The 16,901-nt window shown below is 54.6% G+C and carries 14 protein-coding genes; 6 read left to right on the plus strand and 8 right to left on the minus strand.

What is annotated here, in order from left to right; translation table 11 throughout:
* Nucleotides 1–350 precede the first annotated feature (350 nt).
* The 3 genes from fdhF to RAC65_RS00250 all read left to right on the plus strand — a co-directional run bounded on the left by fdhF (nt 351) and on the right by RAC65_RS00250 (nt 6,197).
* Nucleotides 351–3,317, plus strand: a complete 2,967-nt coding sequence (fdhF, locus tag RAC65_RS00240; protein ID WP_375096229.1) for a formate dehydrogenase subunit alpha — start codon at nt 351–353, stop codon at nt 3,315–3,317.
* Complete coding sequence (locus tag RAC65_RS00245) at nt 3,317–3,799, plus strand: DUF1641 domain-containing protein (protein ID WP_039340755.1); 483 nt, start codon at nt 3,317–3,319, stop codon at nt 3,797–3,799. The genes fdhF and RAC65_RS00245 overlap by 1 nt, the downstream gene beginning before the upstream one ends.
* 814 nt (nt 3,800–4,613) lie before the next feature.
* On the plus strand, nt 4,614–6,197 hold the full coding sequence (locus RAC65_RS00250) for an APC family permease (protein WP_039340752.1): 1,584 nt from the start codon (nt 4,614–4,616) through the stop codon (nt 6,195–6,197).
* Nucleotides 6,198–6,428: 231 nt separating this feature from the next.
* Here the strand turns inward: RAC65_RS00250 and RAC65_RS00255 are convergent, their stop codons facing one another.
* From RAC65_RS00255 to ycgZ, 6 genes are all read right to left on the minus strand, one after another.
* The gene (locus tag RAC65_RS00255; RefSeq protein WP_006119678.1) at nt 6,429–6,677 is read right to left on the minus strand and encodes a DUF2543 family protein; all 249 of its coding nucleotides are present in this window, start codon (nt 6,675–6,677) and stop codon (nt 6,429–6,431) included.
* Between the two features lie 107 nt (nt 6,678–6,784).
* The gene (locus tag RAC65_RS00260) at nt 6,785–7,477 is read right to left on the minus strand and encodes a haloacid dehalogenase type II (RefSeq protein WP_058701693.1); all 693 of its coding nucleotides are present in this window, start codon (nt 7,475–7,477) and stop codon (nt 6,785–6,787) included.
* A 160-nt stretch (nt 7,478–7,637) separates the two neighbouring features.
* A complete protein-coding gene (locus RAC65_RS00265; protein ID WP_039340743.1) occupies nt 7,638–9,116 on the minus strand; it encodes a SulP family inorganic anion transporter in 1,479 nt (492 codons plus the stop codon).
* A gap of 640 nt (nt 9,117–9,756) precedes the next feature.
* Complete coding sequence (locus tag RAC65_RS00270) at nt 9,757–10,017, minus strand: hypothetical protein (RefSeq protein ID WP_006119675.1); 261 nt, start codon at nt 10,015–10,017, stop codon at nt 9,757–9,759.
* A gap of 816 nt (nt 10,018–10,833) precedes the next feature.
* Nucleotides 10,834–11,109, minus strand: coding sequence for a hypothetical protein (locus RAC65_RS00275; RefSeq protein ID WP_375096230.1), 276 nt, complete (start codon nt 11,107–11,109; stop codon nt 10,834–10,836).
* 90 nt (nt 11,110–11,199) lie between these two features.
* A complete protein-coding gene (ycgZ, locus tag RAC65_RS00280) occupies nt 11,200–11,433 on the minus strand; it encodes a regulatory protein YcgZ (RefSeq protein ID WP_006119672.1) in 234 nt (77 codons plus the stop codon).
* A 497-nt stretch (nt 11,434–11,930) separates the two neighbouring features.
* Here ycgZ and RAC65_RS00285 point away from each other — a divergent pair, with 497 nt between their 5' ends.
* Nucleotides 11,931–12,428: a glutathione peroxidase gene (locus tag RAC65_RS00285; protein WP_058701696.1), complete on the plus strand. Its 498-nt coding sequence runs from the start codon at nt 11,931–11,933 to the stop codon at nt 12,426–12,428.
* A 103-nt stretch (nt 12,429–12,531) separates the two neighbouring features.
* Here the strand turns inward: RAC65_RS00285 and RAC65_RS00290 are convergent, their stop codons facing one another.
* Nucleotides 12,532–13,956, minus strand: a complete 1,425-nt coding sequence (locus RAC65_RS00290) for a trehalose-6-phosphate synthase (protein ID WP_058701736.1) — start codon at nt 13,954–13,956, stop codon at nt 12,532–12,534.
* A 118-nt stretch (nt 13,957–14,074) separates the two neighbouring features.
* Nucleotides 14,075–14,626, minus strand: coding sequence for a GNAT family N-acetyltransferase (locus RAC65_RS00295; protein WP_054633930.1), 552 nt, complete (start codon nt 14,624–14,626; stop codon nt 14,075–14,077).
* Between the two features lie 687 nt (nt 14,627–15,313).
* Between RAC65_RS00295 and RAC65_RS00300 the strand changes: the two genes are divergently transcribed.
* Nucleotides 15,314–16,432: an alkene reductase gene (locus RAC65_RS00300; protein ID WP_375096231.1), complete on the plus strand. Its 1,119-nt coding sequence runs from the start codon at nt 15,314–15,316 to the stop codon at nt 16,430–16,432.
* A 14-nt stretch (nt 16,433–16,446) separates the two neighbouring features.
* Nucleotides 16,447–16,761, plus strand: a complete 315-nt coding sequence (locus RAC65_RS00305) for a helix-turn-helix transcriptional regulator (RefSeq protein ID WP_058701698.1) — start codon at nt 16,447–16,449, stop codon at nt 16,759–16,761.
* The last annotated feature ends 140 nt before the right edge of the window (nt 16,762–16,901 follow it).

Here is a 16,901-nt window from a genome sequence, read left to right on the forward strand (position 1 = left end):
AACAGTGAAATTCGGTTTGGGGGAAACCTGTCGCTAAGTTAATTTCACAAAATATTTTTTCGCAAGCGTAAGCGGCAACCAAAAACTATTAGGAAGGGAGCAAAAAAAATAATTTAAGAGTTTTCCTGGTGGCTGGCTGCCTGTTTCATATTCCGTTGGTATAAGAATCCTGTTTCCGATATTGCGCTTACACTTTGTTACCCCTTTTCCCTCAAATTCTCCTGCCGTCTCGCCTGATTTATCGACTGTGCACAACTAGTTTTAACAGGAAATAAAAATTACCTGGCCTTTATACAGGCAGAAAGCCGATGACCGCGTATCCCATCCGCGAAAAGAAAAAAGGTAAAATCATGGAAACATGCACCATTGTCTACAACGGGGAACGGCTGTCAGGTCAGGCAGGTTTGCCCCTGATTGATTTTCTCGAACTGCACGGCAAAAAACTGCCGCATGTCTGTTATCACCCCGCTCTGAAGCCACTGGAAACCTGTGATGTCTGTTGGGTAGAGCATGCGGGCAAACTGGTGCGGGGATGTACGCTAGAAACCGTGCACGACATGGTGGTGAGCAGTGTAGATCCGCAGGCGCAGGCGGCGCAGGAAGAGGGCATGGACCGCGTTTTAGCGCGCCATGAACTTTACTGTACGGTATGCGAACACAATACCGGCGACTGCACCTTACACAACGCGGTCAGCGATATGGCGATACCGATTCAGTATTATCCCTATGAGCGTAAACCTGCGGAAAAAGACCATACCAACCCCTTTTATACTTACGATCCTGACCAGTGTATCCTCTGTGGTCGCTGTGTAGAGGCATGCCAGAACGTCGAGGTAAACGAAACGCTGTCTATCGATTACACCGCCGACCATCCCCGCGTATTGTGGGACGGTGGCGAGCGCATAGCCGGATCAAGCTGTGTGAGCTGCGGCCATTGCGTTACCGTTTGCCCCTGCAATGCGCTGCTGGAAAAAACGATGCAGCCCAATGCCGGTCCCTTCACCAATATGCCGGAAACCGTTAAACGTCCGCTGATTGACGTGGTTAAAAAACTGGAAAACAGCATCGGCGCGGGACCCGTTACCGGTGTTTCACTGATCGATATGGCGATGCGCCAGTCTGAAATTAAAAAAACGAAAACGGTCTGCACTTATTGTGGCGTAGGCTGCAGTTTTGAAATGTGGACGCGTGATCGCCACATCTTAAAAGTGCAGCCGGTTGCAGATGCACCCGCAAACGGCATTTCAACCTGTGTAAAAGGCAAGTTTGGCTGGGATTTTGTGAATGATCCGCACCGCCTGACTACCCCGCTTATCCGTGAGCAGGGGCGCTTTCGTCCCGCCAGCTGGGATGAAGCGCTGGCGGTTATCGTCCAGCGCCTGACGCAGATTCATCGACAGTCGGGCGGCAACAGCATCGGCTTTATCGGTTCCAGTAAAGCCAGTAATGAAGAAGCCTATCTGACACAAAAAATCGCCCGTTTAATCTTTGGCACCAACAATGTCGATAACTCCTCCCGCTATTGTCAAAACCCTGCCACCCAGGGATTGTTCCGGACCGTCGGCCATGGGGGCGACGCGGGAACCATCAAGGATATGCAGCAGGCGTCGCTGATCATTATCGTCGGCAGCAACATTGCAGAAAATCACCCTGTCATTGCCTCCCATATCAAACAGTCCCATAAACATCACGGGCAGCAGCTTCTCGTTGTGGATCCCCGTCGCTATGAAATGGCTGAGCGCGCGGATCTGTACCTGCGGATTAAGCCGGGTTATGACATGGTGTGGGCATCGGCGATGGCGCGTTACATGTTCGATCACGGCTATGCCGATGAGGCCTTTCTTGCCGAAAAGGTCAATAACGTCGCCGAGTTTCGCGCGTCGCTGGCGCCTTTCACGCTCGACTATGCCAGTCAGTTAACCGGTCTGAGCGTGCAGGAACTGACGAACGCGGCAGAAATGATAGGCCAGGCCAAAAGCGCCTGTCTGTTGTGGGCGATGGGCATTACGCAGCACAGTCACGGTTCGGATACCAGCACCGCACTCTCGAATCTGCTGCTGGTGACCGGCAACTATGGTAAGCCAGGCACCGGCGGGTATCCCATGCGCGGCCACAATAATGTGCAGGGGGCCAGTGATTTTGGCTGCCTGAGTAATGTCTATCCCGGCTATGAAAGCGTCACGGATCCGGCCGTGCGGCAAAAATGGGCGGCGGCCTGGGGCGTCGATCCGGAAGCGCTTTCGGCGGAAGTGGGCGCAGATAATTACCGGATGATCGAGCAGGCGCATCAGGGCACGCTGAAAGCGATGTACATCATTGGTGAAGAAACGGCATTTGCGGATGCGCATTCCACAAAAGTCCATGAGGCGTTCAGTCGGCTCGATTTTATGGTGGTGCAGGATATCTTTATGAGCCGGACGGCAGAATTTGCGGATGTCGTGTTGCCTGCCTGCCCGAGCGTCGAAAAAGAGGGGACGTTTGTGAACACCGAACGGCGTATTCAGCGCTTTTACGAGGTGCTACCGCCCTTAGGCGACAGTCGTCCCGACTGGCGGATACTGACCGAACTCGCCAGCCGCTTGGGCCATCCCTGGTATTATCAGCATCCCGCCGACATTATGGCGGAAGCGGCGCGCATCGCCGGTATCTTTGCCGGCGTCAGCTATGACCGGCTGGCGGGCTGGCAGTCACAGCTCTGGCCTGTCAGCGCCGACGGCAGTAGCACGCCGTTGCTCTATACCGACGGTTTTCACTTCCCCGATGGCAAAGCGCGGCTCTATCCGTTGCAGTGGGAAGCGCCTGCCGAGGAGAGCGATGCCCATTATGATCTGCTGCTTAACAACGGCCGCATGCTGGAGCATTTTCAGGCCACCAACCAGACGGGGGCGGGGGGACGAATCACCTCGCTGTCGCCTCACTGGTACGTTGAAATCAGCCCCGCACTGGCACAGGAGCGTCACTTGCAGGAAGGCGACTGGGTCAGGCTGACGTCACGGCGCGGTGCGCTTGAGGTGCCGGTGATCATTACTGAACGCGTGGCAGGTAATATCCTTTTTATCCCGATACACCATGGTAAGCCGGGCGTAAACGGACTCACGGGGGATCATCACGATCCTGACGTGCAGACGCCAGCCTATAAAGAAATTGCTATTCGCCTGGAGAAGCTGGCGCGTCCTCCTCACGCTTCACCGCTGCCGTCGCACAATTTTCGCCATGGGCACCGCACGCCGCGCGATCATCTGCCCGTTGAGGATAAATGGCGTCAGCCAGGTTATACGCTGCCGCCTGAACACACCGCCCATCCGGAGAAGTTTTAATGGCTGAACCGCTAAAGTATGACGTGCCGCCCACGCGCACCGAGCCCACAGCAAACGAAGCCCTTGCCACGCTGCTGGAAAGCCTTCATCAACATGGCTTCCTGCGTCTGGCTACAGATATCGTCAATGCCAATACCCAGATTGCCGGAGTGCTGGTTGACGGCCTGAACCAGCCTGGAGCGCTTAATGCCATGCAGAATCTGTCCCTGGTCTTTAAGGCGCTGGCAACGATTCCCCCCGAAGAGTTCAATCCTGTGCTGTTGGGGATCGTTAATGCCGCAAAAGCGATGCGGGGGGCCGGACTGGCCGGGGAAGACAAAAGCGCACCCGGCATCCGCGGCATCATCCGATTACTGAAAGATGAAGAGTTATGGCGCGGGATTAAACCGGCTCTGGCAGGCGTCCGCGCGTTTGGACGTGAGATGAAACAGCCGTCTGAAAAACCGATCAGCCGGTATAGTGGGAAGCCTACCCAAAGTTGAGTATCGGGTAACGGTGGCTTTCCCGGGAGCCTGTTGTGCCGGTAATCCAGCCCGGACGGGCTGGATTACCGGATCCGTTCAGGACGCTGGCAACAGGCGCAAAATGTGCCCGTTTAATAAAGATGATTCACTGACATCCGCTGTTTAAATAAGGGCACCGCACTGCGTCATTTTCTCACTTATTCTCCCTTCATGTTGCGGACAGGGTATTAACACACCATCAGCGGGCCAGATAAAAAAGTTCCGTGCCGCCTGACCAATCTGTTTTTATTCCCGGCAGGCCAGAACACATCTTTACGTGTCGGCCTGGTGCAAAAAAACGCCGTCTGTGACTGCCCGCTCTTATTGAACGTATTAATGAGGATGAGGAAAGCCTGTTTTTGCGTCTGACGTTCCCGGATCGGATGGCCCGGCAAAATGCGAACGGCGGGCGTACAAAGCCTGACTAAGGCAGGGCAGAAGGTAGGCGCGTCAGTTTCTCAGGGGGCTGTTTCACCGGCTTTCAGGCTCAGAGGCGTCCAAAACTGTGTCACGACTTTTTTACCGGTGACGGAATGTTTCAATTACCTTCACAATATATTTTTCGGATCATTGCAGTGCGCCTTGCACCGTGATCTCCTGCTTAATTTTGCCCTGATTGTCGACAGATCTGTTTATTTCCGTAGAAAGCCTCGCCTGAAACCCTTTATCGCCTGCTTATGTGAACCAGAATGTTTCTTACATAAACCATCACGACAGTAAAATAGTGCTGGCACACAATATGCTTTATTCCCACGCACAACATCTAATAATCAAAATCATACAGGGGCATATTATGGCGTCCACGGGACTTAAAAAGAAATTAGGACTGGTCGATCTGTCGTTACTGGGCATTGGCTCCATGATCGGGTCGGGCTGGCTGTATGCCGCCCTTAACAGCTCCGGTTATGCAGGCAGCCATACCGGCTGGGCCTGGGTGCTGGGTGCGGTGATTGTGCTGATGATTGGCCTGGTTTACGCCGAGCTCTCCTCGGCGTTGCCGCGCGCAGGCGGTTTTGTGCGCTATCCCAACTATTCGCACGGCAATATCGTCGGCTTTGTCATTGGTGTCAGTTCTCTGCTGGCGTATACCAGCACCGCCGGAGTGGAAGTGGAGGCCGTTCGTCAGTACGCGATTTACTGGTGGCCTGCCCTGGGGCATACTGACGGCAGCCCAACGGGATTAGGGTTTGTGGTGCAGATTGGGCTGCTGGTGGTATTTTTCCTGCTTAACTACTGGAGCGTGAGTTTTTTTGGTCGTGTGAATACCATTGTTACCACCTTCAAATTTATCGTGCCGGTACTGACCATCATTACGCTCCTGCTTTACTTTCATGCGCCGAATCTTGACGTTCCGCCAGCACCGCCGGGCGGGGCGCATGGTGTTTTTAGCTCGCTGACGGGGGCAGGGATTGTCTTTGCCTATCTTGGTTTTCGCCAGGCCGTGGATTTTGCGAGTGAAGCCAAAAACCCACAGCGCAACGTACCGCTGGCGATTGGTATTGCCATTGCCGTCAGCTTCGTGATTTACCTGGCCCTGCAGTATGCCTTTATGGGCGCGGTGCCGGCCGATTTACTGTCACAACATGGCTGGGCCGGGCTGAAGCAGGTGTTCCAGTCGCCCTATGCCGATTTAGCGCGCAGCCTGGGACTGACCTGGCTGATTAACCTGATTCTTATCGACGCCGTGATTTCTCCGGCCGGAACCGGCAACATCTATCTGGCGGGGGCTGCGCGCGTGCTGTTTGCCTGGGCGCGTAACGGTCATCTGTTTAAAGTGTTTGGTGAAGTGGATGCAAAATCGGGCGTACCACGCGGCGCATTGTGGTTATCGCTGCTGCTGGCCATCGCCTGGACGCTGCCTTCTGAGTTTCAGGTCTGGGGCGGATTAATCGGTGCGGTCACCTCGGCCACCGTCTTTACCTATATGCCGGGCCCGATCACGCTGGGCGCATTTCGTCGTCACCTGCCTGACATGCAGCGCCCGTTTCGCCTGCCGATAGCCGGGCTGCTCAGTCCGCTGGCGTTTGTAGCCAGTACGCTCCTGATTTACTGGAGCGGCTGGTCGGTCAATGAGATTCTTATCCCGATCCTGATTATTGCCTGGGTCGCTTACGCCGTCTTTGGTAAGAAGAACAGCGAATTCAGTCAGGATCTGCGTTGCGCCTGGTGGCTGCTGGCTTACTACATTGTGGTGATGGTGATTTCCATGCTCGGTACCTACGGCGGGAGCGGCGTGATTAGCACGCCATTCGATATGATCCTTATCATTGTCGCATCCCTGGTCTGCTACTTTTGGGGCGTGAGCGCCAGCCTGGCGAAACCTAATATTACCAATGAGGAGGAGGAGTCGGTATCCTTCGGCAAACACGCGTCCTAGCCTTTATCGTCTGCACCTGTGCCCGGCACAGGTGCAGTTTCTCATGACGGCGCTCAGTTGTGACATTCACTTTTTTGACCGCCCAATCCCGCCCACATCAGGCATTGTGCCGTTCTTCTTGCTCCTGCTGAGTGTGAAAAATCCTTTTTTTTGAGCCCATATATTAAAAGAAACAGAAAGCGGACAGGCAGCCCATAAAACTGATGCACGGACGTGCATCAGTTATCGAAATTAGTCCTCATTGCCCCATTGATTCAGAAAGGTGGCGATCTCGTCAATACGCGCCGCATCAATGCCTGCCTCGGCGGCCATCTCCTGCTGCGCGTCTTCGCTGATCGCTTCGTTATTCATCAGCCGGGTAATCAGTAACTGGAAGTAGTGCGCCAGCGCATCATGTTCTGACTCGCTGACCGGCGTTGCTGTCTCTGCCGCGTATTCTTCAGCAATGTCATAATACTTGAGTGGAACATCAGGGGTCATATCAGGTCCTCAGGGAAAGTGCTTACTGCTTTCAGGCGGCGATCATAGCAGGGTTGCGTGGGTTTTTCTGCCCTGCGGGCTGTCGTTACCGCGGGGCAGGTTCTGTTTCACCGGTGAGTGAACACAGCGGCAAGCGCGCCAATATCCCTGACGATCACATCGGGTTCAGGCGCCAACGGGAAAGGCGTTTGTCCCGGCCGCGCGATAAAGGCGGTTTTCATCCCCGCGCGCTTCGCACCGCCGACATCCCAGCCGTGCGCGGCTACCATCATGCATGATGTGGCTGGCTGTTTCATTTCATCCATTGCCCAGCGATAAACGCGCAAATCCGGCTTATAGACCTGTAATGACTCGACGCTGAGCACCCGGCTGAAAAAAGAGCTTAGTCCCGCCTGACTGAGTTGTTTTTCAGCCAGCGCCTGTGACGAGTTCGTCAACGCCACCAGCGTCAGGCCGTGCGATTTTAATGCGGATAAACCGTCTGCAACGTCAGGAAAAGCCGGCATGGCCGATAAGGCGTCAGCCAGCGAAGTAGCGTCAGGTAAAGGCGTGATCCCATAGCGTTCGGCGGTCATCTGCAGCACGGCTTCTGCGATATCACCAAAGCTGTGCCAGCTGCCTGTGACGGATTCCACCAGCGAGTAATGCAGCAGCGAAGTGAACCAGGCTTCTGCGCGTTCGGGTTTATTGCCCAGGCGACGCACCACACAGGCTTTTAACGGCGCGGTATCCAGGAGGGTTTCATTGACATCAAAAAAAAGCGTGTGGGTATCTCTACGGGTGACAGTCGTGTCTGTCATTTGACCTCCGTTAACCGTTGAATATAAACAGACGGTACAGTAACGCCCATCTGGTCAGGCTTAAGCGTAGAAGGCCCATCCGAAACACTCAACTGCGGGAAAGCGTGGCGCGTCTGGCCACGCCTCCAGTGGCTGGGACAAACAGCCCCAGCCCTGTTTCTCAGTGACCGTTCATCAGTCTTTCAATCTCGTCAGGTTTGTCATGCACGCCGAAGCGGTCAACCAAAGTTTGCGTTGCCGCATTCATTCCCCGCAGCCCGACCTCCGTGCCTTCCCGCCGGAACTTGATCACGATGCGGTCCAGCGCGCTTACTGACGTGATGTCCCAGAAATGTGCATGGGTGACATCAATAATGACGCGTTCCACCTCCTCGCTGACGTCAAAATGGCGGGTGAAGCGATCGGACGAGGCAAAAAAGACCTGGCCCGTCACGGTATAAATTCGTGTGTTGCCTTGCCGTTCAGAGGACACCGCCATAAAGCGCGCCACTTTAGTGGCAAAGTTCAGCGAGGCAATCAGTACGCCGATCAGCACACCCAGCGCCAGGTTGTGAGTGGCGACCACAACGACGACGGTGGCCAGCATCACCACGCTGGTGGACATGGGATGGGTGCGCAGGTTGGCAATCGACTGCCAGGAGAAGGTTCCTACAGATACCATAATCATCACGGCGACCAGGGCTGCCATCGGGATCTGAGACACCCACTGGCGCAGAAAGACCACCATCAGCAGTAACACCACGCCCGCCGTCAGGGTGGACAACCGTCCCCGGCCGCCTGACTTCACGTTAATCACCGACTGACCAATCATGGCGCAGCCCGCCATACCGCCAATAAAGGCGGTACAGATGTTGGCGATCCCTTGCGCTTTGCACTCGCGGTTTTTATCGCTGCCTGTATCGGTCATGTCATCCACGATGGTGGCGGTCATCATCGACTCCAGCAATCCCACCACAGCCAGGCCTGCGGCGTAAGGCAAGATGATCAGCAGGGTGTGCAGATTCAGCGGAATGTCCGGGATCAGAAACACGGGCAGGCTGTCGGGCAGCCTGCCCATATCGCCGACGGTGCGCACATCCAGATGGAGCCATACAGAGATTGCAGTCAGAACAATAATGCAGACCAGGGGGGAAGGGATGGCTTTGGTGATCCGCGGGAAAAGATAAATGATGCCGAGCCCGGCAGCGGTCAGGGCATAAACCTGCCAGCTCACATGAGTCAGTTCCGGCAACTGGGCCATAAATATCAGGATGGCCAGCGCGTTGACGAAGCCGGTCACCACCGAGCGGGAAACGTAGCGCATCAGACTGCCTAACCTGAGATAGCCTGCCAGCAACTGCAGAAGGCCGGTCAGCACGGAGGTCGCCAGCAGATACTGCAAGCCGTGCTCTTTAACCAGCGTGACCATCAGCAGCGCCATCGCGCCGGTGGCCGACGAAATCATCGCCGGTCGGCCACCGAGAAAGGCCATAACGAAGGGAATACAGAACGCGGAGTAGAGTCCGACCTGGGGATCTACGCCAGCGATAATCGAAAAGGCGATCGCTTCTGGAATAAGGGCGAGCGCGACCACAATACCGGCAAGGACGTCACCCCGGACGTTACCCAGCCAGTCCTTACGCGTCGAGGACAGCAACATATTGATTTCTCAGTTTTTTAGATGAAAGTAAGCCCATGCGGGCAAAATTTAGTGATGCAAAAGCACATCCGCAGTCGGGATGTTATTGCGTGCGCGATCGGTTAAGCCGGTGCGCCAGGGAAGGGGGAAAACTCAGGGTGGCGTAAGACGCATGATGGTAATTCTCCTTTACGGCCATAAGGGGCTTTCAGGAAGGTCATTCCTGCCCGGACGCGATATCCGGGGCAGACGGCGATGCCTGTCAGGGGGCAAAATGGTGCTTTCCTGAGCAGAACAGCGACTCACTATAAACAAAACGACACGCAGGTCAACGTTAAATCGTCCTGCATATTTCTGACAGGCTGCAAAGTCAACCCGAAAGTGAGTGTCAGGGGAACACAGTGAGGAAGGGGGGCGGCCGTACTTGAAAGAAAGCGCCACGCGTCGTGAGCCAGCTGTATCCGCGTGTTTGACGCGATCGTTTCGTTTACAGAACGTGTTTTGACCGCACGAGGAGCAAAAGACAACACCGTGGTTATGCGCAACATGCCGTGAAGTGTCGTCCCTGACAGTATCTCCGGCCGGTACACGCTCGCGCGAGACCGATGAGGTTATCTCGTATCGTCGTCTTCCGGCCGGGGCCGGACTACGTCCATTGGCGTTATTTCTTTTCTTCGTTCAGGCCTGCAAGTGTCTGCAGGTAGGGCACTGGCTGCTTTACGAGACCGGGCGTTAAAAATGCTCTTAGCCATGTTCTGGCTTCCAGGATTTTACTCAGGCGATCGTCGCTGCAATTGTCTGTTGCCATGCGTCTCAGTTCATTCATCAGAGAAGTAATGTTTATTTCCCTGTCAGCCAGCGCCAGGTGCAATGCTGCTTCGCCAATAATGACGTGGCCTTTCTCGTCGTCTTGAAGTAACACGGTCAATCCTCCATAAGTACGATTTATGACAACCTCACCACTGACTGTAGTCGTCCCCGCAGATAATGCCTGCTTAAAATATTCAGCACTTACCCTGTTCTGTCGTGATGCGCTCAGAAACAGGTACGCGTAACCCAGACCAGGTCTGTTATTCGTGCGTTAAAGGGAACATAATGGCACTGCGACCGGAAGGGAGAAAATCTTTTTCATTTAAAGTTATTACCGTTAGCGTAATCTCTTCGGGTGTTCAGTTTCATTTGCACTGTCTTAACCTGAAAGCGCAAGAAAGAGCCAGGGTTGGGTGGTGGGATGAAAAGTGATAAACTGTATGTTTATACACCTGCCGGGAGGACGATTGAAAAACAATGAGCACGATATTTCACAAGAGGTGCTTGCTCTGGTAGGCAGAACCGTCAGCCAGCTCCTGAGACGGGAGGGCACTGTCATGCCTGAAGACCTGACGAAGGCCTTGCAGACGATGAGTGAACATAGCGTAGAGGCAAAAACGCGCGCGGACTGCGGTGAACTCATTATCCGGCTTATGAAAAAGATGCATTAATATCCGCTTCACGTCAGGCATCTTCTTATCTGCGTCGCAGTCGGGCCAGTCGCCGTAATCTACGTGCGCAGAATATCGGGCCTTACTCTCTCTGGTGTCGTTCCGGTCACGGTAATACGAAACGTTTTGTCTTCCAGAAAGCCTTGCCTGGCAGGGATAGCGCTTCGACGCTATTTTCACCCCCAAACAGACAGCCTGCTTGTGTCGTTAATCGTAAATGACTTGCTTTGACAGACGTGTATAACGCTGAGACACGGTCAGTTCCGTGAGGTTTCATCGGCATCTTGTGACAGAAGGGCGGCATGGTCATCGTCCCTGTCATCAGGAGAGCGACGAGCGGCCATATCGGCTTTAATTTCACTGATGGCCATGCTGACTGCGCGGCTTTTCTCTTCGCTGTCAGAAGAACGCATGATGGCATCAAGATTTTCCAGCACGCTCTTTAATGTGACGCTGCCCTGCTCCTCAAGGGATGCCAGGGCAGCCTCTCCAATGAGTGTGTCACGGAGTTTTTCATCTTTACTGTATGTCATTATTACTCTCTGAATAAGTTTTGCCTGCCCGGCTGTCGTGTATGTCAGCCACTGTGCCGCAAAGTCCCTTTCAGAAGGTTCCAGCCAGTATCAGAACAGAAGGCGCAACAGTTCCTGCAGGTGTTCTTCTTCCTGAGGAGAAGAAACATGGCTCATACGTTCAATGAGCGACTTGCAAAGCGCTTTGCGGTTCAGCGTACGACCTGCTCTGAGTATTTCAACCACAACAACGCCCAACGTTTCCTGCTGAGAGGGCAGTGATGCGCGGCTGAAGAAGGATGAAACATCTTTACTTACGCCAGTTACGGGCAGTCTGTGTTGCATAGGTTTCTCCATTGTACAGTTATTATGCTGAGTGTATAGATCTAAGTTATACAACAAATCAGTCATTGTACAGGTTTGTTTTGGGTTCTGATTTTTAGAGGTCAAATCATCAGGTTTCAAAGTAACTGACCTTCCAATGACGTTGGGAGAAAGAGACAGGATGAGCCAGACAGCCGCTCTGACGGGACAGGCAACAAACGCCTGTAAACACGGGGGCTGGGCCTTTTCTTCTTAACGCGACATCGTTCCGCTGTACACCGCTGGTTTAATGACAGGCGTATTTCTCTGTTATGCTTTGGCCACGTCTTTTTAAATATCATAGCCAGTGTTATCCCTGGCTAAGCGCGAAGAGGGTGTGCCATAAAACGGGTGGGCCGGGTCACATCCTGTTGCCAGCGCCTTCGCCGCCGATCAAAAGTCGGCTTGCCGGGCCCCTGTGTTGTGATGTACGGCGCGCCAGTCCTGGCGGTAAATGTTTTTTCTCTGAGGATTACACTATGACGGCCTTTTATCAACTCAGTGCTACCCGTTTACATGGCGAGCGCATTACGATGGCCGACTACGCTGGCAAGGTGGTGTTGGTGGTGAATACCGCCAGTCATTGTGGCTTCACGCCCCAATATGCAGGCCTGGAAGCGCTTTACAAAAAGTATGCCGATCAGGGGCTGGTGGTACTGGGCTTTCCCTGCAACCAGTTCGGCAGGCAGGAACCCGGTAATGCCGACGATATCGCACAGACCTGCCATATCAACTATGGCGTGAGCTTCCCGATGTTCGAGAAAGTCGAGGTCAACGGCGCCGCAGCGCACCCGGTGTTTCGTTTCCTGAAACAGGCATTGCCAGGTGTGTTGGGTGGGCGGATTAAGTGGAATTTCACTAAGTTTCTGATCGCGCGTGATGGTAAACCGCTCAGACGATTTGCCCCCATCACTTCTCCTGAAAAAATGGAAGCCGCGATTGTTGCCGCGCTGGAAAGCACAGCGGCTGTGATGTGAAGCGTTGATCTGAGTGCCAGCAAAGGACAGCGACCCGGTCAGGTTGTCTGCCGTGCCGCAACCGGCGCCAGGAGGCTGACTGGCGCAGCGTTTGCCTGTCACCTCAGTAGCGCACCCGGCTGCTGCTCAGACGCAACGCGGGCGCGGCTGCCATAACCGGGCCCGGAATGACCGGCATGCCACCCAGCACAGACAGAAATGCCTCTGCCCAGTGATGGCTGTCATGCAGATGTAACCCCTTCATCAGCCGCGCGTGCAGGTGTCGCCGTTCACGCAGCGGCATCAGCAGGGCACTGTGAATGGCATCGGCCATGGCATCCGGATCGTAGGGATTGACGATAAGCGCGCCGTCCATCTGCTCCGCCGCGCCCGCAAACTGTGACAGGATCAACACACCCGGGTTTTCCGGATCCTGCAGGGCCACATACATCTTCGCCATCAGACTCATGCCTGACATCAGGGGCGTGACCAGCGCGACGCGTGAGGCACGATAAATACCCGCCTGCTCCTCACGGCTGTAGGCATGCGTCAGGCAATTCACGGGATACCAGTTCATCATGCCATGCACGCCATTACATTCTCCGCACAGAGTTTCTAACGTGTGCGTGACAGCCGCTGCCCGGTCCGCGTAGCCCGCAGCAGGCGGGGCCAGTTGCAGCAGGGTAATATTTTTTTGATAGACGGCATGTTTGCGCAGTAACACTTCTACCGCGCTGATGCGGTAAGGCAGTCCGGCGCTTTCATCAAGATGACCGCCGCTCAGAACGGTGTTTTCCGGTAAGCTTTCACGACACTGCATTTCCATAAACGCACAGCTGTTGCTGTCACGCAGGCAGCGCACATCATCCAGATCGATCCCGACAGGAAAGACGCCGAGCTTTACAATCCGCCCCTGCACGCGAACGCTGTCTACGCTCAGGCGCTCGGTGCGGAATTCGCTTTCCAGCCAGACGATAAAGTTGTTCAGGTCCTGAACGGTCTGAAAGCCGAGCAAATCACAGCACAGCAGCGACTGTGTGAGCCAGCGCCAGTCGGGAATCGCCTCAAACATCGTGCCTGAGGGAAAGGGCTGGTGCAGGAAAAAGCCCACAGGATTAGTCAGTCCGGCCTCACGAAGGTAATGGGCGCAGCCCAGCAGATGGTAATCCTGTATCCAGATGGTGTCATCGGGCATAGCGTTATCACAGATGACCCGCGCATAGGCTTCGTTAATCTTTTTGTATTCCCGATAGCCGTCAGCAGAAAAGCGGGCCAAATCCGGACGCTGGTGGAAAACCGGCCACAATCCCTGATGAACATAATGGTGATAACCCTCTTTCACTTCGGCGGAAGACAGAGGAAAGGTCAGCGTTTCATAAGGGCCTTTCTGCTGAATGCTCAGCGGCCTTGGTGCATCAGAAGGCAGCATCGTCGTCTCACCATCCCAGCTTATCCAGAGTCCGCCGTGGCGGGAAAGCAGGCCTTCATAAATTGCAGACAGCGTGGAACGTTGTGAATGATTATGTGATACCAGGATAAAACCTGACATGGTGTTTTCCTTATGGGCGGGCAGGGCATCAGTTGCCGTGCCCGGCGTCCAGCCGTGATCGGGTTGAGGTCGGATGAAAAACTGCAGCAAGCCACACATGGCAAAGCGTCCTGTCCGCTTAATGGTGGTGGGCGCGGTCAGCGCTCAGCGAGTCGCTCAGGCCGTAAGGCGCAACCGCCCTGAGATAAAGACCCGGCAGAGAGGCATGGCAAATGAATCCGTTGCGTTCAAGAAAGTCCTGGGCGCTGTCGCTCAGCGCAATAATGCGATGACAGCCACTGGCGCCAGGGTGGGTCAGACAGCAGTGGAGCAGCCAGGATCCCAGCCCGATATAGCGATACTCTGGCGAGATAAACAGGTCCTGTATAACCCAGGTTTCGGCCATATCGGTAACGACCCGCGCAAAACCGATCTGCCGGGTATGACGATAGAGGCCAAAGCAAAGACTGCTGTTCAACGCCAGCGTCAGCAGACGTGCATCGGGAATAGCCGAACCCAGCCACTGGGCAATCAGCCGCGGATTGAGCATGGACGGATCGGTGTTGACCTCCATCGTCTCTCTGAACCATTTACGGGGAGAAAGCAGGCGCAGCCGCTGCTGCTCGGCAAGATCCGCAATCACGGCATCACCACAAACCGGCAGGAAAGAGGCCGCATTCACACATTTCATCAACGGTTTCCTTTTACATGGACGCCTTAGCGCCCGGTGCCGTTGATTTAAGCGCCCGGCGTGTAAAAGTGGCGTAAAAAAGAGCGGGTGCGGTGTAAAAAGGGTGCAAAGGAAAGGGTGAAGACATGGGGGCATGAGCCAGTGAAGAAGCCCCCGTGGCGCAAAGATTACGTGCCGTCGTATCCCCAGCCTGATATATCCCTGTCTTCTCTCCTGAAAAGGGCGGCATGCATACGCTGAGGACGGGACAGACAAGCAATGTTATGTGAAGGCGACTCGCCTTCGTCTCTGCCCGAGCTGTACCGCAGGTCGCGTTTCAGGTGACCGGTTCTGACGATTTAACAGGGTATAAAGCGGCTATCTTCTGCTTTATGCGCCGATCTGCCATTGTTTTGCTGCGTTCATCATCCAGGCTGCTGCACGCGTTCATACTGCGCTGATAAAGGGCAGTGAGGGATTTTCCTACCGGCGGAGTGATGCTGATTTTTGCCGCAAAAAAGCCGAAACAGCCACCATCAGCCCGGTCGTTCCGCCGTGAGGATAACGGTAACGCTTAGGTGAAGGGCGCGGTGAAGGCAATCTGGCAGAGTCATCATGACAACGGGAGATAACCGCACACATTACATATTTACAAATTTAAATGTGTAAATATAATGCCAGCCCTGTTTCTTTTTAAGGATGTTAATTATGCCGTCTCTTTTCACGCCCCTGACGCTGGGTGATCTCAGGTTGCGTAACCGCATTGCGCTTCCACCCCTGACCCGTTGCCGTAGCGAGCAGCCGGGCAACATTCCCGGCAGGATGATGGTGGAGTACTATCGCCAGCGTGCCAGCGCGGGCTTCATGATCACCGAAGGTACGCAAATTGAACCGCGCGGGCAGGGCTATGCCTGGACGCCTGGCATTCACAGCGACGCACAAATTGCGGGATGGCGAAACGTCACCGACGCTGTGCATGCAGAAGGCGGAACGCTCTTTTGCCAGCTCTGGCACGTGGGCCGCGTATCGCACAATGCGTTGCAGCCCGGTAAACAGCCGCCTGTTGCTCCTTCCGCCGTTGCCGCCAGCGGCGTACGGGTCTTTATTGAAACCGGACCAGGTGCCGGTATGCTGACGGAACCCAGCATGCCGCGCGAACTGACCACATCGGAAGTCAAAGCGATTGTGGCGATGTACCGCACGGCAGCAGAGAACGCGAAAAAAGCCGGTTTTGACGGTGTCGAGCTGCATGCCGCCAACGGTTATCTGATCAATCAGTTTATTTCTGAACACACCAATTTCCGTACCGATGAATATGGCGGCTCCCTTGATAACCGCCTGCGCTTTCTGCGTGAAGTCACCGAAGCGGTGAGTGCGGTATTTGGCAGTCACCGTGTCGGCGTACGTTTCGCGCCATTGTTCTCAAGCACAGAGGAAGAACGCGTTTATCTGGGGCTGGTTGAACGCGATCCGCATGCTACCTACATTCGTGCTGCGCAGATGCTAAACGAGCTTGAAACTGGCTATCTGTCTATCGCCGAAGCGGACTGGGACAACAGTCCGGAGATGCCCGAAAGCTTCCGTATTGCGCTGCGTGAAACCTTCCGTTCCCCCATCATGTATTCCGGACGTTATACCAGGGAAAAGGCCGAACGTATGCTGGAAAAGGGATGGGGCGATCTGTTTGGCTTCGGGCGCACGTTTATCGCTAACCCGGATTTACCGGCGCGTTTCAAAATGGGCTACCCGCTGAACAACGCGGATCCTGCCTCACTGTATGGTGGAAGTGAGAAAGGCTATACTGACTACCCTTTCTATTCTGCTTGAGGTTCTGAGACGGCATGACACCTGAAAATGCCATTAAATTACTGGCTAACCCGACACGGGTTGCGGTGCTCAAATGGCTTAAACGCCCTGACGAAGCCTTTGCTGACTATTCTCAGCTGTATCCCTTCGATCAGTACGGTGTCTGTGCCAGTCTTATTCAGGACAAAGCGGGCCTCTCACAGCCCGCCACCTCGTTATGTCTGAAAGCGCTGCATGATGCCGGCCTGCTTGAGGCAAGCAAGGTCGGTAAATGGACATACTATCGCCGGCGTGAAGAGGCGGTTCACGAGATGAATATGTCAATTATCCAGGCCCTGCAGGATCTGTAGGCGGCTTGTCAACGACAGTCATACGGACGTCCGGTAACGCTGCGTTGTGGCACATCAGGACATGCATGAAAATCAGCGCCAGGCTCACGCATTTCGCTGGCGAGGAAGAGAGGGCGCATGAGCGCCACTCTCTTTTACCG

Source organism: Pantoea sp. BS_8 (assembly GCF_041954965.1).
GTDB lineage: Bacteria > Pseudomonadota > Gammaproteobacteria > Enterobacterales > Enterobacteriaceae > Pantoea > Pantoea stewartii.

Coding starts and splice junctions, on each gene's coding strand:
- fdhF (WP_375096229.1), top strand. CDS start 351: ATGGAAACATGCACCATTGTCTACAACGGGGAACGGCTGTCAGGTCAG.
- RAC65_RS00245 (WP_039340755.1), top strand. CDS start 3,317: ATGGCTGAACCGCTAAAGTATGACGTGCCGCCCACGCGCACCGAGCCC.
- RAC65_RS00250 (WP_039340752.1), top strand. CDS start 4,614: ATGGCGTCCACGGGACTTAAAAAGAAATTAGGACTGGTCGATCTGTCG.
- RAC65_RS00255 (WP_006119678.1), bottom strand. CDS start 6,677: ATGACCCCTGATGTTCCACTCAAGTATTATGACATTGCTGAAGAATAC.
- RAC65_RS00260 (WP_058701693.1), bottom strand. CDS start 7,477: ATGACAGACACGACTGTCACCCGTAGAGATACCCACACGCTTTTTTTT.
- RAC65_RS00265 (WP_039340743.1), bottom strand. CDS start 9,116: ATGTTGCTGTCCTCGACGCGTAAGGACTGGCTGGGTAACGTCCGGGGT.
- RAC65_RS00275 (WP_375096230.1), bottom strand. CDS start 11,109: ATGACATACAGTAAAGATGAAAAACTCCGTGACACACTCATTGGAGAG.
- ycgZ (WP_006119672.1), bottom strand. CDS start 11,433: ATGCAACACAGACTGCCCGTAACTGGCGTAAGTAAAGATGTTTCATCC.
- RAC65_RS00285 (WP_058701696.1), top strand. CDS start 11,931: ATGACGGCCTTTTATCAACTCAGTGCTACCCGTTTACATGGCGAGCGC.
- RAC65_RS00290 (WP_058701736.1), bottom strand. CDS start 13,956: ATGTCAGGTTTTATCCTGGTATCACATAATCATTCACAACGTTCCACG.
- RAC65_RS00295 (WP_054633930.1), bottom strand. CDS start 14,626: ATGAAATGTGTGAATGCGGCCTCTTTCCTGCCGGTTTGTGGTGATGCC.
- RAC65_RS00300 (WP_375096231.1), top strand. CDS start 15,314: ATGCCGTCTCTTTTCACGCCCCTGACGCTGGGTGATCTCAGGTTGCGT.
- RAC65_RS00305 (WP_058701698.1), top strand. CDS start 16,447: ATGACACCTGAAAATGCCATTAAATTACTGGCTAACCCGACACGGGTT.